Source organism: Vagococcus sp. AM17-17, from assembly GCF_003471765.1.
Taxonomy (GTDB): Bacteria; Bacillota; Bacilli; order Lactobacillales; family Vagococcaceae; genus Vagococcus; species Vagococcus teuberi.
On sequence record NZ_QRJY01000003.1, the window covers coordinates 211,816 to 233,195 of the forward strand.

Genomic DNA, 21,380 nt, shown 5'->3' on the forward strand with positions numbered 1-21,380 from the left:
TGAAACGAAAAGGATTTAAGAATAATCACAAAGGTTTGACAAACTACGTGAAAAAGACCAAAATAAATAAAAAAGCAAAGAGGTGGCATGTGTGTCTCAACGAGAAAAAACACCAGTTAATATTTTAGTAAAAACAGAAGTAACCCAAGAAGGTGAATTCAAAGAATTTTTAATTGATGTCAATGGTCACATGGTTGTGATAAACGATGTCCTTTATTTACGATATGACGAACTACTGGAAGGCGTTGACAAACCAGTGCCAGTCACGATCAAAGTATTACCAGATGGTGATGTGACATTGATTAGGTCTGGAGAAGTAAAAATGAAATTGAACTTTTCTTTTGAACAAAGAAGAGAAACCACTTATTCAACGCCATATGGCATGATGAGTATTTTTACTCTCACTAATCACTTACATGTCAGTTTAAAAGATAACCCGACTTCAGGTGATATTGCGATTGATTATGATTTGTTTGCTGGGGAAGAAAAATTAGGAATGTATCATTTGGTTATAAATTTTACAGCCAAATGATATTTTACAAAAATTTTCAATTGCAAAGAAACACTAGTTATTGTATGATAAAGAATAGACTGTGAAAGGACGTGTGTCAGTTGGAAATTAAAGCTTTTGAGGGCATAAATAAAGATGAATTGTCGATGATTGAAGTTGCACATGCAATTTTAAATCAACGCGGAGACATCATTGATTTTAGTGATTTAGTAAATGAAATCCAAAACTACTTAGAAAAAGCAGATAGTGAAATTCGTGACATTTTGCCGCAATTTTATACAGACTTAAACATTGACGGAAGTTTCATTTCTTTAGGAGACAATCGTTGGGGCTTACGTAGTTGGTATCCAATCGATTCAATTGACGAAGAAGTTTCTGGTGTGGATGAAGATGAAGAAGAAACACCACGTCGTAAAAAACGTAAAAAAGTTAATGCATTTATCGGAATGGACGATGATGCGATTGATTATAACGATGATGATCCAGAAGACTTAGACTTAGTTGATCATGATGAAGAAGATGATGAGTTGTATGAAGATGAAGAAGATGAAACAAAAGAAATCAAAGAATACACAACTGATTTATCAGAAATCGGTGCTGACAATGATGTTGATGACGATGTGCCAGAAGGTGTAGAAGAAGATTTAACTATCGTTGAAGAAGATGATTTATACGAAAGTGACGAAGAAGAAGAATTATAGAAAAAAAGAGTGTCGATTGATGCTCTTTTTTGCTTGTTTTTACTTATATATGAAAGAAGAGGAGAATAGTCATGATACATGAAGTAGTTGATGCGATTATTTTTGTACTAAATGCTTTTTCAGTGATCATTTTATTAGTCGGCGTAGCCAAAGCAATTATTGACTTTATTAAAAATGAAGTTGGTGGTGGCACTCGAGAAGAAATTTCAGTTAGAAACAATGGCATAAAACGTTATCTGGGCTCATATATTTTATTAAGTTTAGAAGTGCTTATAGCCTCAGATATTATTGAAACAATTCTAAATCCATCGACACAAGATATTATCATTCTTGGAGGAATAGTTGTAATACGCACAGCTATATCATATTTCTTAGGGAAAGAAATTGAACAAACACATAAAGGAGAAAGGGGAAATTAACCCTTTCTTTTTTTGTCGAGCATAAGACTTGAGTTTTAAAATGAAAACCTATACAATTTTAACTATACCAAAATAAAAAAATGTTAAAGGAGAATTGTTATGACAGTTATTAATGACATATACAAAGAATATAGGTTGTTTATTAATGGTGAATGGACAAAAGGTGTTAAGGGTGAAACAATTGATAGTTTTTCACCGGTAAACGGTGAAAAAATTGGAACATTCGTGGATGCAGTTGATGAAGATGTTGATGCAGCGGTAGAAGCTGCTCAAGAAGCATTGCCAGCTTGGCGCGATTGGTCACTTGTGGATAGAAGTAATTTATTATTAAAAATTGCAGATGTTATTGATGAGAATATGGAGCATTTAGCCTATATAGAGTCTATTGATAATGGCAAACCAATTCGTGAGACTAAAACGGTTGATGTGCCACTTAGTGCAGATCATTTTAGATACTTTGCAGGTGTTATTCGCAGTGAGGAAGGATCAGCACAAGCGTTAGATAAAGATACCTTAACACTTATCTTAAGAGAACCAATTGGTGTAGTAGGACAAATTATTCCATGGAATTTTCCAATTCTTATGGCAGCATGGAAATTAGCTCCAGCATTAGCTGCAGGTAATACAATTGTCATTCATCCATCATCTTCAACATCATTAAGTTTACTAGAATTAACTAGGTTGATTGGTCCGATGTTACCAAAGGGTGTGTTAAATGTGATAACAGGTAAAGGTTCTAAGTCAGGAGACTACATGTTACGGCATGAAGGATTTAACAAGTTAGCCTTTACTGGATCAACTGAAGTTGGATATAAAGTTGCTCGAGCTGCAGCTGATAAATTAATTCCAGCAACACTTGAATTGGGTGGAAAATCAGCAAATATTTTCTTTGATGATATGCCATTTGAAAAGGCAGTTGAAGGAGCACAACTTGGTATTTTATTTAACCAAGGGCAAGTATGTTGTGCAGGCTCTAGAATTTTTGTTCAAGAGGGAATCTATGACAAATTTGTTTCTGAGTTGAAAGAAAAATTTGAAGCTGTTGTTGTTGGAGATGCATTGGATGAAAATGTCCAAATGGGGGCTCAAGTAAACGAAAGCCAAGTTAACAAAATTTTAGAAGCAGTTGAAGTAGGACGTAAAGAGGGGGCAACTATCTTAACAGGTGGAAAACGTCTTGATGGTGATTTAGGTAAAGGATGTTATGTGGCACCAACTTTATTAACTGATGTGACTAATGATATGGAAGTGGCTCAAGAAGAAATCTTTGGTCCAGTTGCAGTAGTGATTAAATTTAAAACAATTGATGAAGTAATCCAAATGGCAAATGATTCTGAATACGGTTTAGGTGGTGGTGTTTGGACTAAGAATATCAATACAGCACTGAAAGTGAGTCGTGGTATTGAAACAGGGCGTATTTGGGTCAATACCTATAATCAAATTCCTGCTGGAGCGCCATTTGGTGGCTATAAAAAATCTGGTATAGGACGTGAGACGCATAAAGCTATCCTTGATGCGTATAGTCAATTTAAAAATATTTACATCGACATAAAAGAAGCAGGATTCAATCTTTATTAAAAAAGGACTTTAATAAAATTTTCTGAAAATAGTATCAAAGATTGTGATTTGACTAGCAAAAATAACTAAAGAGTGTTAAAATAATGGTGTTAGTTAAGTATCACCTATACCAAATAGAGTGATAACATAATAGGAGGAATTTAATTATGGCATTAGTATCAGCAACAGAAATGTTAAAAAAAGCTAAAGAGGGTAAATATGCAGTAGGTGCATTCAACACAAACAACTTAGAATGGACTAAAGCTATCTTACAAGGTGCACAAGAATCTAATTCTCCAGTAATGATTCAAACTTCTATGGGAGCTGCAAAATATATGGGTGGCTACCAAGTATGTTACGATTTAGTTAAAGACTTAATTGACTCAATGGGAATTACAGTTCCAGTAGCATTACACTTAGACCATGGTGAATACGAAGATGCATTAAAATGTATCGAAATTGGTTACACATCTGTAATGTTTGATGGTTCTCACTTACCATTTGAAGAAAACTTAGAAAAAGCAAAAGATGTTGTTGCTAAAGCTCATGCTAAAGGTGTTTCAGTAGAGTGTGAAGTTGGATCAATCGGTGGAGAAGAAGACGGAATTATCGGTTCTGGTGAATTAGCAGACCCAGCTGAATGTAAAGCAATGTCTGAAACAGGTATTGATTTCTTAGCTGCAGGTATTGGTAACATCCATGGTTCTTATCCAGAAAACTGGGCAGGTTTAAGCTTTGATCGTTTAGCTGAAATTGCTGACGTTATCGACGGTAAACCAATGGTATTACATGGTGGTTCTGGTATTCCATTAGATCAAATCCAAAAAGCAATCTCTTTAGGCGTATCAAAAATTAACGTTAATACGGAATGTCAAGAAGTATTTGCTGCTGCAACACGTAAATACATTGAAGAAGGTAAAGACTTAGAAGGTAAAGGCTTTGACCCTCGTAAATTATTAGCTCCAGGTACTACTGCAGTAACTGAGTTAGTTAAAGAACGTATCCAATGGTTTGGATCAAACGATAAAGCGTAATTTAATGATGTAAAAAGATAAGAGTGTCCGACTAAATGTTGGACGCTCTTTTTTTGTAATTAAATAAATTTTTCAATCACTTTTTTTCATTTATAGAGTATGATAGAATACAACTATACATTGTGAATATGAAACTATATATGGCTGCTTAATATAAGCGGCTTTTTTCAAGACTAAAGTGAGGTCATTAATACAAAATGAAAAAATTAATTATAAATGGTGGAAAAAAATTAAAAGGAACTGTAACAATTAGTGGGGCTAAAAATAGTGCGGTTGCATTAATTCCAGCTGCAATATTAGCTGACTCACCTGTTATTTTAGAAGGTGTTCCTGATATTAAAGATGTGCATTCATTAAAAGAAATATTAGAACTTATGGGAGTCAAAGTGACATTTGAAAATCACACGATGATAATTGATCCAACAAATATGGTATCAATTCCTATGCCAAGTGGAAAAATCAATAGCTTGCGAGCATCTTATTACTTTATGGGTGCTTTGCTTGGAAAATTTGGTGAAGGCGTTGTTGGATTACCTGGAGGATGTTACTTAGGTCCTAGACCAATTGATTTACATATCAAAGGATTTGAGTCACTGGGAGCTGTTGTAACAACTGAACATGGTGCAACTTATTTAAAATCACCAAATGGCTTAGAAGGCACACGTATTTATATGGATATGGTGTCAATTGGTGCAACAATTAATGTGATGTTAGCGGCAGTAAAAGCAAAAGGACGCACTGTGATTGAAAATGCTGCTAGAGAACCTGAAATTATTGATGTGGCAACTCTACTTAATAATATGGGAGCAAAAATTCGTGGAGCTGGTACAAATGAAATTCGTATTGATGGTGTAGATGAACTAAAAGGTTGTCGTCATTCAATCATTCCAGACCGAATTGAAGCCGGAACATATTTAGCGATGGCCGCAGCATGTGGTGAAGGTGTTGTCGTGCAAAATGTTATTTATGAACATCTAGAGAGCTTTATTTCCAAATTAGATGAAATGGAGGTACCGATGACGATTCGTGAAGATAGTATTGAAGTCCATCCTGCTAAACAGTTAAAACCAATTAACGTAACCACTGTACCGTATCCAGGATTTGCCACAGATTTACAACAACCAATTACACCTCTATTATTAAAAGCCAATGGAAAAAGTATCGTGACAGATACCATATATGAGCAACGAGTAAACCACATTCCTGAATTAGTTCGAATGGGCGCTGATGCTAGTGTGGAAGGTAAAATGATTGTCTTGAATGGACAGGAAGATTTAGAACTTGTTGGAGCAGACGTTACGGCGAGTGATTTACGAGCTGGTGCTTGTTTAGTGACTGCTGGACTGCTGGCAAGTGGGACAACACGAATATCTAATGTTGATAATATTTTAAGAGGGTATGATAACATTATTGAAAAACTAACAAATCTAGGTGCTGATATTCGAATGGAAGAAGGCACAGATAAAGAGGGATAATATGCGCGATTATTTAACGATGGGTGAGTTAGAACATAAGACCCTAAAAGAAATTTATGCTTATGCAAAAGATTTTAAAATACCTTATTACAGTCAAATGAATAAAAAAGAATTATCTTTAGCAGTTATTCGTGCACAAGCTGAAAAACAAGGTTTTTTCATGGTGGAAGGTGTCTTAGACATTGTATCGAATGATGGTTATGGTTTTTTAAGACCGATTAACTATACGCCTAGTAAAGAAGATATCTACATTTCATCTTCACAAATTAGACGGTTTGGTTTACGTAATGGGGATAAAGTATCAGGAAAAGCAAGACCACCAAAAGAGTCGGAACGTTATTATGGATTAATGCACGTTGAAACAGTTAATGGAAGAAATCCAGAAGATGCAAAACAACGCCCACATTTTCCTGCATTAACAGCTCTTTATCCGGATAGTCAAATTGTTTTAGAAACCACTAAAACAGATCTTTCTACACGAATGATAGACCTATTCGCACCGGTTGGTTTTGGCCAGAGAGGTCTAATTGTCGCACCACCAAAAGCAGGGAAAACGAGTGTCATTAAGGAAATTGCGAATGGTATTTCTAAAAATTATCCAGATGTTGAATTGATTGTGCTATTAATAGATGAACGGCCTGAAGAAGTAACGGACATTGAAAGAAGTGTTGATGGAGAAGTAGTTTCTTCTACTTTTGATCAAATGCCTGAAAATCATACACGTGTCGTTGAGTTAGTCCTTGACAGAGCATTAAGGTTAGTTGAGGATAAACGTGATGTTGTGATTTTAATGGATAGTATTACGCGTTTGGCCAGAGCATACAACTTAGTTATCCCACCAAGTGGACGCACGCTAAGTGGAGGGATTGATCCTGCAGCATTTTATAAACCAAAACGCTTCTTTGGAGCTGCACGAAATATTGAAGAAGGCGGTAGCTTAACTATTCTGGCGACCGCTTTAGTTGATACAGGAAGTCGAATGGATGATGTTATCTATGAAGAGTTCAAAGGAACTGGTAATATGGAGCTTCATCTATCTAGAGAGTTATCTGAAAGACGAGTATTTCCAGCGATTGATATCAAGCGATCTGGTACAAGGCGTGAAGAATTGTTAATGTCACCTGAACATTTAGAAGAGATATGGAAATTACGTCGTCATATGAAAGGTGATTCAATTAACTCAACGAACCAGCTATTAAACTTTTTAAAGAAAACAAAGAATAATACGACATTTTTTGAGTCGTTTAAAGACGTTTCTTTTTTAAAAAAATAAATTGCTAAAATAGTTTGAACATGTTACTATAGTATCGTTATAATAATAACTCTGTTTCAGCAAATGAATCAGGGCAAAGGAGAGAGAAATATGAAACAAGGAATTCATCCAGAATATCATCCAGTAGTATTTATGGACTCACAAACAGGGTTCAAATTCTTATCTGGATCAACTAAAACATCTGAAGAAACTGTTGAATGGGAAGATGGTAACACATACCCAGTCATCCGTGTGGAAGTCACTTCAGATTCACATCCATTCTATACAGGACGTCAAAAATTTACACAAGCAGACGGACGTGTGGATCGTTTCAACAAAAAATATGGTCTCAAAGACGAAAACGCTGCAGAATAATCTCAGTGTTAAACAGGGTTCTGGTATCTTATCAGGACTCTTTTTTTTGTGAAAGGAATGAGAGTATAATGAATCAACAATTCAGAATTCTTATTTGGATTGAGCACAATAATCATCTATTAGTTACCACTTCTAAAACTGGTGAAAAACAGTTATTAGAAGTGTCACCAAATTATGCAGAAACAACTCTTGAAGCCATTGAACGTTACGGGGAAGAAATTCTTGATTTACATTTTGATGTAGTAAATTTTGTTGATTTGATCGAACAAACGACACATGAACATTTTAATCAAACTGAAACGTTATTTCTATATAGAGCTTCCTTGAAAAAAGATGAGATTTTACCAAAATTGACACATAGCCAAATTATTTATTGGTTACCGATTAGTAAGGCAGAAGAAATTGTATCATCTCAACTGGTATCTAAAATGACAAAAAAATAGAATAACTATATATGATTTATAAATTTGTGGTAAAATATAGGTTAATTATAAGGAGAGATAGAAATGAGCGAATTACAACAAATTATTATCAAAAACTTACAAGTAGCCCCTCAGATTAGTGCAAACGAAGAAATCATAAAACGTGTGCAATTTTTAAAAGACTACATGTTAGCACATCCGTTTTTAAAAACATATGTTTTAGGCATTAGCGGCGGACAAGACTCCACTTTAGCCGGTAAACTAGCACAGCTAGCAATCAGTGAATTACGCGAAGAAACGGGTGATAATGATTATAAATTTATTGCCGTTCGTTTGCCTTATGGCGTTCAAAAAGATGAAGATGACGCACAAAAATCATTAAATTTTATTCAACCAGATGAGTCATTAGTTATAAATATAAAATCTAGCGTGGATGCTTTAGTGAAAGAATTAAATGAAGGTTCAAATATCGTGGTGAGTGATTTTAATAAAGGAAATATTAAAGCTCGTCAAAGAATGGTATCGCAATATGCGGTGGCCGGTCAAAGAAGTGGCGCGGTAATTGGGACAGATCATGCCGCTGAAAATATAACAGGTTTTTTCACCAAATTTGGTGATGGCGCAGCAGATATTTTACCTTTATTTGGACTAAACAAAAGACAAGGAAAAGCCTTGCTAAAAGAACTGGGTGCTGATAAATCATTGTATGAGAAAATTCCAACAGCTGATTTAGAAGAAAATAGACCAATGATAGCTGATGAAGATGCTTTAGGTGTGACTTATGAGGCAATTGATGATTACTTAGAAGGTAAAGAAGTTAGTGATAAAGATAGAGAAACAATTGAGAGATGGTATAAAAAGTCAGAACATAAACGTCATTTACCGATTACGTTAGGAGACACATTTTGGGTAAAATAGAATCAATGGTTCAAAGACGAGTAGAGCAAAATCAAAAAAAATCATGGCTAAAAAGGATTTTTACTAATCCAATTACCAAAATCTTACTAACTTTAATTATTGTTTACTTAAGTAATTTCTATTTACAACTAAGTCAAAATACTTGGAGCTTCTCGCTTGCGTGGAAGTTTGCTATGGAGTGGCATGTTGAGAAATTTCTACTAGGGACGCTAGTATTGCTATTTTTAGATATGTTTCTTATGAGTTTAAGCGGGTCGTTTTTAATAGGAAATATCATTTATATCACGAGTATTGGGTTACTTGGTATTGCTAACAGTCAGAAAATGGCATTGAGGATGGAACCTATCTACCCAGATGATTTAAAAATGATTTTTGAGTTTACGATGATGAAAGATATCATTGGAAATACGTATTTTATTTTAGCGTTAGTGCTGATATCTTTAGCATTAGCAGGACTAGTCTACGCCTTATATCGCTCAATTCGTTTAAGTAAACGTCAACAAATCATTCGTTTAGTATGTTTTGTTGTCTCAATCACAGGGCTATTTTATGCCAGTTTATTTAACCAACCAAACAATCTATTACGAAAAGAGTACAATAAAACTGCGCTATGGATTCCATATAGTCAAAAAATGAACTACTATAATACAGGTTTTATGGGTGGCTTTTTATATAATTTAAAAGTTGAAGCCATGGATGAACCAAAAAACTATTCAAAAGAAACAATCGACAAAATCGTCAAAAAATATGATACAAAAGCAAAAGAGAATAATGCTAAAAAGAAAAACAAAGAAAAACCTAATGTTGTATTTATTATGTCTGAAAGTTTTTCTGATCCTGAAAAGTTAGATGGCATTAAATTAAATAAAAATCCTATTACTGATTTTAGGAGTGTGGCACGCCAGTCTGTTTATTCTGGCGAGATGTTGTCGCAAAACTATGGTGGTGGGACAGCAAATATCGAATTTGAAGCATTGACAGGAATTTCAATGGGATTACTTAATCCTCAAATGACGACACCATATACTATGATGTTACCTAAGAAAACGGAATTTCCATCGATTGTCTCGAGTTTAAAACAACAGGATTATCAAACAGTAGCTATCCATCCTTACAATACATCTATGTATAAACGCAAAGATGTTTATAATGTTCTTGGATTTAATCAGTTTTTAGATGAAAATACCATGACTCATAAGGAAAGGTTGTCAAATAATGGTTATATTTCAGATGCCTCAGCGTTTAGTGAAGTACTAGATGTGATGGAGAAATCTGATAAAGCATCGTTTGTCCATCTTGTGACAATGCAAACGCATATGCCATATAATAATAAATACACGGATTCACCTTATACATTGACGAACTCAGCATCTAGCTCCTCAATTGATAATTATGCGTTAGATATTTCATACACATCAAAAGCATTGAAACAATTTATTGAGGACATTAATAAATTAGATAGACAGACAATTGTGGTTTTCTGGGGGGATCACTTACCGTCTATCTATCCAGATGATATTGTTGAAAAAAACAACCCAATTACAACTCATTTAACAGAGTATTTAATTTATGATACATTGTCTCAGGAATCACATAAAGAAGAAGTCATGAGTCCGTTTTACTTTTCAAGTTTGATTACTCATTTTTCATCTGTTGAACAAACAGGATTTAATGCTCTATTACTTGAATTACAGAAAGTATTACCAGCATTTGAAAAACAAATGTATTATGTAAATGGAAAATGGGAAAAAGAAGTATCTTTTACTAAAGAAGAAAGAGAGCTCTATGAGGACTATCAGTTAATGGTTTATGATTTGGTTTCAGGTAAAAAGTATGGTCAGAAGATGTTTGATGTCGAAACATAATATGAAATTTTTAAGAAAATAGTGAATTAATTGTAAGTTAAAAATTTTCATGATATAATCAAATGGGATTATTCATAAGGGAGTAACTGGCAGTTCTACATACTGCGGTAATGCCACCAATCGAAATCATTACGTATTTCTGGTGTTGCCTTAAATAGTGAGACTTATGTATGTAGTTAAGCATACGTAGGTCTTTTTTTATTTGACTTATGTATAGCGACAAATAAAAGGAGGAAAAGAGATGTCAGAGCAAAAAAAGAAGCAGTTGAATGATGCATTTTATGTTGAAGATGAGAAACAAGTGCTAGAAAAACTGCAATCAACTCCTAATGGGTTGAGTACTGAGGAGGCGGAAAAACGTCTTAAGGAGTATGGTCATAATCAATTGGATGAGGGAAAGAAAAAAAGTTTATTTAGTAAATTTTTAGACCAATTCAAAGATTTTATGATTATCATTTTACTTGCGGCAGCGGTGCTATCATTTTTCATGGGAGACCAAGTTGAAGCGATTATGATTATTGTCGTAGTATTTATTATGGCAATCTTTGGAGTGGTGCAAGAAGCAAAAGCTGAAGAAGCAATTGAAGCATTGAAAGATATGTCAACACCAAATGCTAATGTACGTCGTGATAACACAACTAAAACAGTTAGAAGTACAGATCTAGTACCTGGTGATATTGTGTTGCTAGAAGCAGGTGATGTGATTCCAGCTGATATGCGTTTGATTGAAACAGCGTCGTTAAAAATTGAAGAAGCAGCCTTAACTGGTGAATCCGTTCCAGTTGAAAAAGAAGATGTGGTTTTAGAAAAAGAAGATATTGGTATTGGTGATCGCATCAATATGGCCTATATGAACAGTAATGTCACATATGGTCGTGGTGTTGGTGTGGTAACAGGTACAGGAATGAATACTGAGGTTGGTAAGATTGCTAACATGTTAGCTCAGGCTGACGAAACAAATACACCATTAAAAGAAAATCTAAATAAATTAGGTAAGGTGTTATCTATTGCGATTATTTTCATCTGTATTGTGATGTTTGGAGTGGGAATGTTACGTGGTGGACATAATTGGATGGAAATGTTATTAACATCTGTATCATTAGCCGTTGCGGCAATTCCAGAAGGATTACCTGCGATTGTAACGATTATTTTAGCCTTAGGAACTCAAAAAATGGCTAAACGTAATGCTTTGGTAAGAAAATTGCCGGCTGTTGAAACGTTAGGTAGTACAGATATTATCTGTTCTGATAAAACAGGTACATTGACATTAAACCAAATGACAGTGGAAGAAGTGTTTACAAACAATGAATCAATTCGTGATTCAAAAGATATTCCATTAGATAACACAACCTTAAAAATCATGACATTTTGTAATGATACAAAAATTTCTGATGATGGCACGTTAATTGGTGACCCAACAGAAACTGCTTTAATTAAATATGGTGAAGATCGTGGTTATGATATTGCATCAAAATTAAAAGAAGAACCACGATTAGCCGAAGTGCCATTTGATTCTGATAGAAAATTAATGTCGACATTCCATAAATTACCTGACGGTCGTTTCTTTGTAGCTGTAAAAGGTGCGCCTGATGAATTATTGAAACGTTGTACAAACTATGACGTCAATGGCGACATTAAACCAATGGATAAATCAGAAGAAGACTTGATTTTAAAGACTAATAAACAATTAGCGACACAGGCATTACGTGTACTTGCTATGGCTTATAAAATTGTAGATGAGATTCCAAGTGAATTAACAAGTGAAAATGTTGAGGCGGATTTAATCTTCTCAGGTTTAGTCGGGATGATTGACCCAGAACGTAAAGAAGCAGCTGAAGCTGTACGTGTTGCCAAAGAAGCCGGTATTCGTCCAATCATGATTACTGGTGACCATAAAGACACAGCTGAAGCAATCGCTGTGCGTCTTGGTATTTTAAAAGAAGGTCAACATGATGCTGTTATTACTGGTGGCGAATTGAATAATATGTCAGATGAGCAACTAGCTAATTCTATTGAACAATATTCCGTTTACGCTAGAGTGTCACCTGAACATAAAGTACGTATTGTTAAAGCATGGCAAAAAGATGGGAAAGTAGTCGCGATGACTGGAGATGGAGTAAACGATGCACCAGCTCTTAAAACTGCTGATATTGGTATAGGTATGGGTATTACTGGTACGGAAGTATCTAAAGGGGCAAGTGATATGGTCTTAGCTGATGATAACTTCTCCACTATTATCGTTGCCGTTGAAGAAGGACGTAAAGTCTTCTCAAACATTCAAAAAACAGTTCAATACTTACTTGCTGCAAACTTAGGGGAAGTTTTAACCTTATTTATTGCGACAATGCTCGGTTGGGATACATTATTACCAGTCCACTTATTATGGATTAACGTAGTAACTGATACATTCCCTGCGATTGCCTTAGGATTGGAACCTGCTGAAAAAGGTATTATGAAACACAAACCACGTGGTCGAGATTCAGACTTCTTTTCAGGTGGTGTTATGAGTAGTATTATCTATCAGGGTATTTTAGAGGCAGGATTGACACTTGGTGTGTACATGTATGCCATTAATAACCCGGTCCACTCAAGCTATGATGCTATCCATGCAGATGCGTTAACGATGGCTTATGCAACACTTGGATTAATTCAATTGATTCACGCATTTAACGTGAAATCTGTTCATGAATCAATCTTTAAAGTTGGGGCATTTAGAAATAAAATCTTTAACTATGCGATTTTACTTTCATTTGTTTTACTTGCAGCAACAATCGTTGTACCAGGATTTAATGATTTGTTTAAAGTAGCTCACTTAGATGGTCATCAATGGTTGGCAGTATTAATTGGTTCATTTGCTATTCTACCAATAGTAGAAATTGTTAAATGGATTCAACGAAAAACGATTTATAAATAGGATGTTTAAACTATCCATATTTTCTTGGATAGTTTTTTCATTTATGTTGACAAAATAAGAGTATATCTATAATATTGGAGTTAATGTGTTGCAATTTGAAGAAAAATATGGCAGACAATCCTTTAAAAAAATGTTAAAAAAAGGTAAAATAAATAAGAGTTAATGAAAGAGGGGAATATCATTGAAAAAACCAAATGTTGGCCAATATTTGCAAGTTATTAATGCAGTTGTCACAGAATCTGAAAACGTTGGAGAAAAGATGAATCCATCATATGAAATTGTTCGTAACGCAATTGATGAGGAAAATTTATCAGATTTGACAGTTGAACAATTAACAGATATTAAGAGCCATTTTTCTGAAGGTACAGAAGAATATAGAGTAATGGAAAACACTTTGAGCCACTTAAAAGCACCTGTTAGAGTTTTAGGGATTCATAAAAAATTGGAAAAAGCATTTAAAGAGTATGTTGAAGGGTGTCAAGAAATGATTGATTCGATTGATGCTGAGAACGCTAAGGTTGATAGTGAAGCGTTTGATCTATCTGAAGCAAAACAAGATGCGGCAACAGATGGTATCTCATTCTGTATTCAACGCATTACACAGATTATTATGAATAAGTAAAGTAAAAGGGATGAGAGAATCATCTCTTTTTTTAAATATAGGTAAAGATTTTTAAAATTAAATTAGTAAACAGACAGATAAGATAATTAATGGTATTCTTATTGTATAACAAGTGTTAGGAGTGGGATAATATGTCAAAAAGAAAATCCTATCCAGGACTGACAGATGAAGAAGTGTTAAATAGGATAGCTAGAGGAGAAGTAAATCAAGCAATCCCTAAGACAACACGTTCATTTAAACAAATTGTGTTTGAAAATAGTTTTACATTATTTAATTTTATTAACTTAGTGATAGCAGGCTTTATCGTATATACAGGTAGTTACAAAAATTTACTTTTTCTTGGAGTAATTATTACAAATACATTAGTTGGTGTATATCAAGAAATTAAAGCAAAAAATAATATTGATCGATTAAGTTTGTTAAGTGAATCGAAAGTCAGTGCTATACGAAACTATAAGGTATTAGAGATTCCGCAAAATGAAGTGGTTAAGGATGATTTAATAAATATAAAACGAGGACAACAAATTGTTGTTGATGGTATAGTGCTGGATACTGAAGGCATGGAGTGTGACGAATCTCAATTGACAGGTGAGTCAGACCCAATCATTAAAACCAATGGTTCAGAAGTCTATTCTGGAAGTTTCATTGTGAGTGGTAGTGGGTTGATGCAAGCTACACATGTTGGAAAAGATAGTTACAGTTATAAATTGAGTATAGAAGCAAAGCAAACAAAAGGCATATATAGTGAGTTGATTATGATGATGAATCGTCTGATTCGTCTTCTTACTATGGTAATCATTCCAATTGGTGCCATTCTAATGATTACAAGTCTAACAAGCGGAACGCAATTAAACGAAGCGATACTTGGTAGTACGGCTGCTATTATGGGAATGATTCCAGAAGGATTAATTTTACTTACCACTGTTGCATTAGCTGTTGGGGTCATAAAGTTAAGTCGTAGGAAGGTTCTTGTTCAAACGATGGGGGCAATAGAAACACTTGCTAGAGTAGATGTATTGTGCCTTGATAAAACGGGAACGTTGACAAGCGGACAATTAAAAGTGGTAGAATTTGATACAGTTGATGAAAATCATTTATCGAAAGAAACATTTTCAGCAATGATAGGATCGATGGTTAAAGGTCTGGATGAAGATAATGCAACGGGCCTTGCTTTGATGCACTACTTTAATGAAGTAGATGAGCAGTTAATACCATCAAAACAAATTCCGTTTTCTTCTGCTAGAAAATGGAGTGCGATTACGTTTAAAAATGATTATACTTATTTCATGGGAGCACCTGAATATTTATTTGGTGATTTTTCTGAAGCTCAATCAGTTAAAATGTCTGAAGCATTTAGTCATGGATTGCGTATCATTGCCATTACACGTAGTCAGGTTGATGAGGCAACAACAGTCTTACCAAATGATTTAGAGTTATTAGGGTTTATTTATTTGGAAGATGAGATTAGACCAGAAGCACCGCAAACACTTGAGTATTTTAAACAAGAAAAAGTAGATATCTGCATCATTTCTGGCGATCATCCTGAAACGGTAGCACAAATTGCGAAGCGATCGGGTGTATCACATGGTGAGGAATCAATTGATATGAGTAAAATACCTGATGATAAAATTCCAGAAGTAGTGAAGACTCACCGCATTTTTGGGCGAGTTTCACCAGAACAAAAGAAAAAACTAGTTATAGCACTCCAAGATGACCATCATGTTGTGGGAATGACAGGAGACGGTGTGAATGATATTTTAGCATTGAAACAAGCTGATTGTAGCATTGTTATGGCTAATGGTAGCGATGCAGCTAAGGGAATTGCTGATTTTGTTTTATTAGACTCTAATTTCGATTCCATGATTGACGTGGTGTTGGAGGGAAGACAAGTTATTAACAATATTCAACGTGTGTCATCTCTTTACTTAACTAAAACAGTGTACTCATTATTTTTAGCTGCTATTTTTATTTTTGTGAGTTCACCTTATCCGTTCCAGCCAATTCAATTGAGTCCAATAAATGCCTTAACAGTCGGAATACCGTCGTTTTTCTTAGCGTTGCGACCAAATACACAACCAATTAAAGGAATGTTTTTAAAGAATGTCTTTGAACCACCTTTAGCAAGTGGGTTGACTGTGGTTATCACAACATTGCTTATTGAAGTGTTTGGAAATGTATTTGCTTGGAGTTATGAAGAAAAATCAACCGTGACAGTCTTATTAGCAGGGTTTATTGGTTTTATTGTTTTAAGAGAAATTTCAAAACCTCTTACTACGAAGATTAATGTACTTTTAAGTGCTTTGTTATTATTCTTCTTGTGTCTTTTTACATTTTTTGATAGAATTTTTTCGTTAGTTAATTTATATAATATAAAATTAGCTGTTGTGTATATACCATTAATGCTCCTAGCAATTCCTATATTCTATACAATTCGATGTCTTGTTAAAAAAATATTTAGAGAGTAAGTTAACATAAAATTCATACTTTATTATTAAAAAATATGTATTTTAGATGTATCATGGAATTGTATTATAAAAACTAGTTTATTATGGGAGGGTAAAATGAAAAAAATGGTCATAGGTAGTATGTTACTTAGTAGTGTGTTTGTCATATCTGGATGTTCTTCTGGATTAAGCACGTCTGCAAGTGAAGGTCAAACTACTAAACGTACAGTTGAAATATCAACGTCTACTACGAATGAAATAAACTATGAAAGCAATCCTATTTTTGAAGGTAGATTAATCAGTGACCCAGTGATAGATAAGAATGCAGTCATTCTATCATTTGAGTCAGTTGATGCGGTGAATGATCCTGAATCCATCCATGACGTTTTAGATTCAAATGGTGTAGTATTGAATGTAGATAAAACAATATTTGATAAAACAAAACACAAAGAAAAGTTTAAGCAAGGCGCATTAGTAGAGTTTACGTTGACCAAAACACCTGCATTGACATATTCAATACCACCTCAAGTCCCTGGAGCCTCAATTAAATCAGTACAAATTAAAGATAATTAATATCAAAAAGTATTTGACAAGTCATGTCAATGCTTTTTTTTTTATGTTTCGTAATGTAAATCAAAATGTTACAATAAGTAAAATGAATATGAGAAATGAGGGAATAAAGGTGACAGAGTATTTAAATGTTGGGAAAATTGTGAATACGCAAGGAATTAAAGGTGAAGTCAGAGTAATTTCTCAAACAGATTTTCCTGAAAAACGATATGAAAAAGGAAACGTCTTATATCTCTTTCGAGAGGGAAAAGATGTAGCAGAACTAACGATAAAATCACATAGAAAGCATAAAAACTTTGATATCGTGAGCTTTGAAAATCATCCTAATATTAATGATGTTGAAAAGTATCGAGATGGTATTTTAAAAGTTAAAAAAGACGAAGTAGGTCAGTTAGAAGAAAATGCCTTTTATTATCACGAAATAATCGGATGTGAAGTGGTAGATGAAACAGGTGAATTGTTAGGAACAGTGAAAGAAATTCTATCTCCTGGAGCTAATGATGTATGGGTAGTAAAACACAAACAACACGGTAAAAAAGATATACTTTTACCTTACATTGAGTCAGTCATGTTAGACGTTAATGTCACAGATAAAAAGATTACGGTTGAAATTCCAGAAGGGTTGATTGACGATGAGAATTGATGTCTTAACTCTTTTTCCAAAAATGTTTGAAGGTCCACTAACAGAGTCAATTTTAGGTAAAGCAATCGGCAAAGGGTTGCTAGATGTTCATGTTAGAAATTTTCGCGATTTTTCTACCAACAAACATCAACAAGTAGACGACTATCCTTATGGTGGTGGAGCAGGAATGTTACTTAAAGTTCAACCAATTCATGATGCTTTAACATTTATTAAAGAAGAGGCACGGACTCAGCCGCGCGTCATTTTACTAGACCCAGCAGGAAAACCATTTAATCAAGAGATGGCAGAAGATTTTTCCGAAGAAGAACATTTAGTGTTTATTTGTGGTCATTATGAAGGATACGATGAAAGAATTCGTTCATTAGTAACAGATGAGGTATCCCTTGGTGATTACGTATTAACAGGTGGCGAGCTTGGTGCGATGGTGATGATTGATGCGACAGTTAGATTGTTACCTGAAGTGTTAGGTAATGATGAGTCTGCCAAAACAGATTCCCACTCAACTGGACTTTTAGAACACCCACAATATACAAGACCGGCAAATTATGAAGGAATGGAAGTCCCTCGTGTTCTGACAAATGGTAACCACAAATTAATTGCAGAATGGCAATTAAAAGAGTCGTTAAGACGAACTTTTTTAAGACGACCAGATATGTTAGAATCACTTGAAATGACAAAAGAAATGGAAAAATTACTTGAAGAAGTGAAAAAGGAAGAAAAAAGTATTTAGCCCTTTACTGAAAAGAGTAATTATGCTATTATAATTTAGTGAGTCAAATGGCTCATCTATTACAACATTCCGCTGTGCCAGATGCATATGAGTGTTTAGAATAAGGAGAATGTGGACATGAATCCATTAATAGAAGAAATTACAAAAGAACAATTACGCTCTGATATACCAGCTTTTAGACCTGGTGATACTGTACGTGTACATGCTAAAGTTGTTGAGGGTAGTCGTGAACGTATCCAGTTATTTGAAGGTGTTGTAATTAAACGCCGTGGTGCTGGAATTAGCGAAACTTACACTGTACGTAAAATTTCTAACGGTGTTGGTGTGGAACGTACTTTTCCAATCCATACACCACGTGTTGCTCAAATTGAAGTAATCCGTTATGGTAAAGTTCGTCGTGCGAAACTTTATTACATCCGTGCATTACATGGTAAAGCAGCAAGAATTAAAGAAATCCGTCGTTAATCATTTGTTAACAGGTGATGGCCCTATGAAAATAGGGTCTTTGTCAAATAGGGCTGATGGATTAAATTTTGGTTGTACACTAAATCGTGTTGATAGATTAAATTCTATCAACACGATTTTTTGTTTTAGGCATAGAAAAAGAGGCATTCTTATTGGTAAAATTAAGTCGACTATAACTAACATTACAAAGAATAATACCCCTATGAATAATAATACAAGAAAACTACTCAATTTAACCGATGATTCTCTTATTTTTAATGGGGATTGATTGTCTCATTAAGCGAGAAACAACCGCTCAGTTAACATGATGACAGGAAGATTAGAGAATAAAGATAAGCAATGCCAGAAATGTGGATGTTATCAATCCGTTAAAAACGGAACGTATCAAACTATTAGTCAATTGCCTGAAGTTGAACGTCGTCCAACTTATCTAAAACTTCACAGAGAACGTTACCTTTGTAGAAACTGTGGCTCAACTTTCAGTGCTTCTACTTCTCTAGTAGATGACTATTGTCACATTTCTAAACAGCTTAAATACCAAATTGCTTTTGACTTAAAAGAGAATCAATAACGTAAAAAAAACCGCAGAATGCCACAGTGTCTCTGAAAAAATGTTAAACTTGTGTTAGTATCATTTACGAATCATCAGCAATCGAATTTTAACTTCTTGCCCACGGCTCTTTGTGTAGATGAGTTTAGCTCTACTTCTGATTGTCATGCTGGAATGATCTTTATTTGTGCTGATGCGGCATCTAAAAAAGTAATCGCTATCTTAACTGATACAAGATGACATAAGTTGGTTTCTTACTTTATGAAGTATTCCAGAAAAGAACATTTAAAGTAAGATTTTTGGTCATGGACATGAATGCAAACTACGGTCAACTATTAAAAACAGTCTTTCCAAATGCCGAAATCGTTACAGATCGATTTCATATCATTCAACATATTAACCGCTCTTTCAACACCTTAAGAATAAAAGAAATGAATCAACCGACACAATTTAAATGGTTTGTTACTGTTTTCAAAACATTTAAAAAGTATCGAGAAGAAATAAAAAACTCCTTTTTAGCTGATTAGACACTTTAATTATAAAGGAAAGTGCTATTTTTTCGTCAAAAAACGGAACAAAATCAAAAATAATTTTGTTCCGTTTAATCTTTTTTTAGACACTTTTGGGTCAGCCTATTTTAAATTATAAAGTTTTAATTTTATTGGTTAAGTGACTTTTTTATTATTTAGTCACAGAAGAGTTAATAGCTTGTTTTATTTATGTTAAAATGAGAAACAGTAATATACTTAGGAGGTTCAGAGAATGAATGTCAAAATAGGTGATATAATGATTGGGGAAATTACAGGGATTCAAACATATGGTGCATTTGTCTCGCTAGGAGACAATCAACAAGGATTGATTCATGTTTCAGAAGTTAAACATGGTTTTATAAAAAATATAGAAGATGACTTAAGAGTAGGTCAAAAAGTTAAAGTTCAAGTTATTGATGTAGATGAATACACTAAAAAAATTAGTTTATCATTACGTGTATTTCAAGATGCACCACCTATTTTATTTAAGAAAAAAAAATATTTTACAAATCGTTATAAAAATATCGGTTTTGAAAGTATTGATAAGAATCTATCAATTTGGGTTGATGAGTTTTTAGATGATATTACGGAAAATAACTGATATATTTCTGAAAATATGTTACAATTACATTTGTCGATTTATTATAACTATTAAATAAGAGGTGTGTAATATTGGAACAGTCTAGAGTAGCTGGGACAGTCATTCTTAATCTACAAGATGGTCATAAAAAATTTTTAGTACAAAAAACAGATGATACTGTAAGTTTTATTCAAACTACAATTAATGATAGTTTTACAAGTCTAGCATGTATTTTAGAGAAATTGACTCAGTCTGCTGGGTTAGATTCAGGTGCTATGGATTTAGTAGAGTTAACTAATATTAATATTGAAAATGAGAAATTGCCACTCTTTGTCTTTAGTCTAGATGAAGAATGTATTGATTCTTATTCTTTGGATTCTGAGTTTTTATGGGAAGAGCCTGCGACATTAAGAATGGTTTTGCAAGATTTTAATGTTAGTGGAGTGCCTTTTTTAAATTAACTGTTGACATTATCAAATAGGAGTTGTATTATATAGAAGTTGTCAAAGCAACTTGTTATTTTAACTTAAAAAAATAATAAAAAAACATTGACAAAATATTATTTTGTTGATATTATATAAAAGTTGTTACAGCAATGATGTTTAGACCTTTGAAAACTGAACAAAGTAAGACAAACCAAATGTGTAGGGCGTTTCTACTATGTAGAAACAAACCATATTTAGTGAATATAATTCGCTAGCAAGTTTTAAACAAATGAGCTTAAACATCGCAAGATGTTATCAACTTTTAATTGAGAGTTTGATCCTGGCTCAGGACGAACGCTGGCGGCGTGCCTAATACAT

Annotated in this window: 21 protein-coding genes and 1 pseudogene; all 22 read left to right on the top strand. The window is 33.9% G+C overall.

Features of this window, described 5'->3' with window-relative positions; all coding sequences use genetic code 11:
- The first annotated feature begins 91 nt into the window (after window positions 1–91).
- Entirely contained in the window at window positions 92–532 is a 441-nt protein-coding gene (locus DW196_RS06670; RefSeq protein ID WP_118250701.1) for a DUF1934 domain-containing protein, read from the top strand.
- An 80-nt stretch (window positions 533–612) separates the two neighbouring features.
- On the top strand, window positions 613–1,212 hold the full coding sequence (gene rpoE / locus DW196_RS06675) for a DNA-directed RNA polymerase subunit delta (protein ID WP_118250702.1): 600 nt from the start codon (window positions 613–615) through the stop codon (window positions 1,210–1,212).
- A gap of 71 nt (window positions 1,213–1,283) precedes the next feature.
- Window positions 1,284–1,631, top strand: coding sequence for a DUF1622 domain-containing protein (locus tag DW196_RS06680; RefSeq protein WP_118250703.1), 348 nt, complete (start codon window positions 1,284–1,286; stop codon window positions 1,629–1,631).
- A 99-nt stretch (window positions 1,632–1,730) separates the two neighbouring features.
- Window positions 1,731–3,209, top strand: a complete 1,479-nt coding sequence (locus DW196_RS06685) for an aldehyde dehydrogenase family protein (protein WP_118250704.1) — start codon at window positions 1,731–1,733, stop codon at window positions 3,207–3,209.
- A 146-nt stretch (window positions 3,210–3,355) separates the two neighbouring features.
- The gene (locus DW196_RS06690) at window positions 3,356–4,222 is read left to right on the top strand and encodes a class II fructose-bisphosphate aldolase (protein ID WP_118250705.1); all 867 of its coding nucleotides are present in this window, start codon (window positions 3,356–3,358) and stop codon (window positions 4,220–4,222) included.
- Window positions 4,223–4,419: 197 nt separating this feature from the next.
- Complete coding sequence (locus DW196_RS06695) at window positions 4,420–5,697, top strand: UDP-N-acetylglucosamine 1-carboxyvinyltransferase (RefSeq protein WP_118250706.1); 1,278 nt, start codon at window positions 4,420–4,422, stop codon at window positions 5,695–5,697.
- Window position 5,698: 1 nt separating this feature from the next.
- Entirely contained in the window at window positions 5,699–6,970 is a 1,272-nt protein-coding gene (rho, locus tag DW196_RS06700; protein ID WP_118250707.1) for a transcription termination factor Rho, read from the top strand.
- A gap of 90 nt (window positions 6,971–7,060) precedes the next feature.
- Window positions 7,061–7,324 carry a type B 50S ribosomal protein L31 gene (locus DW196_RS06705; protein WP_071456603.1) on the top strand — a complete coding sequence of 88 codons (264 nt, stop codon included), beginning with the start codon at window positions 7,061–7,063 and terminating at the stop codon, window positions 7,322–7,324.
- A gap of 68 nt (window positions 7,325–7,392) precedes the next feature.
- On the top strand, window positions 7,393–7,767 hold the full coding sequence (locus DW196_RS06710; protein WP_071456604.1) for a hypothetical protein: 375 nt from the start codon (window positions 7,393–7,395) through the stop codon (window positions 7,765–7,767).
- Window positions 7,768–7,830: 63 nt separating this feature from the next.
- Entirely contained in the window at window positions 7,831–8,664 is an 834-nt protein-coding gene (nadE, locus tag DW196_RS06715) for an ammonia-dependent NAD(+) synthetase (RefSeq protein ID WP_118250708.1), read from the top strand.
- 5 nt (window positions 8,665–8,669) lie between these two features.
- On the top strand, window positions 8,670–10,529 hold the full coding sequence (locus DW196_RS06720; protein ID WP_118250725.1) for an LTA synthase family protein: 1,860 nt from the start codon (window positions 8,670–8,672) through the stop codon (window positions 10,527–10,529).
- 241 nt (window positions 10,530–10,770) lie between these two features.
- Window positions 10,771–13,443: a calcium-translocating P-type ATPase, PMCA-type gene (locus tag DW196_RS06725; protein WP_118250709.1), complete on the top strand. Its 2,673-nt coding sequence runs from the start codon at window positions 10,771–10,773 to the stop codon at window positions 13,441–13,443.
- Window positions 13,444–13,624: 181 nt separating this feature from the next.
- The gene (locus DW196_RS06730; RefSeq protein ID WP_071456607.1) at window positions 13,625–14,065 is read left to right on the top strand and encodes a hypothetical protein; all 441 of its coding nucleotides are present in this window, start codon (window positions 13,625–13,627) and stop codon (window positions 14,063–14,065) included.
- Window positions 14,066–14,196: 131 nt separating this feature from the next.
- Window positions 14,197–16,530 (top strand): HAD-IC family P-type ATPase, encoded by a 2,334-nt coding sequence (locus DW196_RS06735; protein ID WP_118250710.1) that lies wholly within the window; start codon window positions 14,197–14,199, stop codon window positions 16,528–16,530.
- Between the two features lie 96 nt (window positions 16,531–16,626).
- On the top strand, window positions 16,627–17,082 hold the full coding sequence (locus tag DW196_RS06740; protein ID WP_071456609.1) for a hypothetical protein: 456 nt from the start codon (window positions 16,627–16,629) through the stop codon (window positions 17,080–17,082).
- A gap of 109 nt (window positions 17,083–17,191) precedes the next feature.
- Entirely contained in the window at window positions 17,192–17,722 is a 531-nt protein-coding gene (gene rimM, locus DW196_RS06745; protein WP_118250711.1) for a ribosome maturation factor RimM, read from the top strand.
- On the top strand, window positions 17,712–18,452 hold the full coding sequence (trmD, locus tag DW196_RS06750) for a tRNA (guanosine(37)-N1)-methyltransferase TrmD (protein ID WP_118250712.1): 741 nt from the start codon (window positions 17,712–17,714) through the stop codon (window positions 18,450–18,452). The genes rimM and trmD overlap by 11 nt, the downstream gene beginning before the upstream one ends.
- 117 nt (window positions 18,453–18,569) lie before the next feature.
- Window positions 18,570–18,917: a 50S ribosomal protein L19 gene (gene rplS / locus DW196_RS06755; RefSeq protein ID WP_071456612.1), complete on the top strand. Its 348-nt coding sequence runs from the start codon at window positions 18,570–18,572 to the stop codon at window positions 18,915–18,917.
- Between the two features lie 307 nt (window positions 18,918–19,224).
- Window positions 19,225–19,488 (top strand): transposase family protein, encoded by a 264-nt coding sequence (locus DW196_RS06765; protein WP_158563539.1) that lies wholly within the window; start codon window positions 19,225–19,227, stop codon window positions 19,486–19,488.
- 263 nt (window positions 19,489–19,751) lie between these two features.
- Window positions 19,752–19,994, top strand: a pseudogene (locus tag DW196_RS06770) (transposase); the annotation flags it as partial.
- 235 nt (window positions 19,995–20,229) lie between these two features.
- On the top strand, window positions 20,230–20,598 hold the full coding sequence (locus DW196_RS06775) for a CvfD/Ygs/GSP13 family RNA-binding post-transcriptional regulator (RefSeq protein WP_118250716.1): 369 nt from the start codon (window positions 20,230–20,232) through the stop codon (window positions 20,596–20,598).
- Window positions 20,599–20,669: 71 nt separating this feature from the next.
- Window positions 20,670–21,038: a hypothetical protein gene (locus DW196_RS06780; RefSeq protein WP_118250717.1), complete on the top strand. Its 369-nt coding sequence runs from the start codon at window positions 20,670–20,672 to the stop codon at window positions 21,036–21,038.
- The last annotated feature ends 342 nt before the right edge of the window (window positions 21,039–21,380 follow it).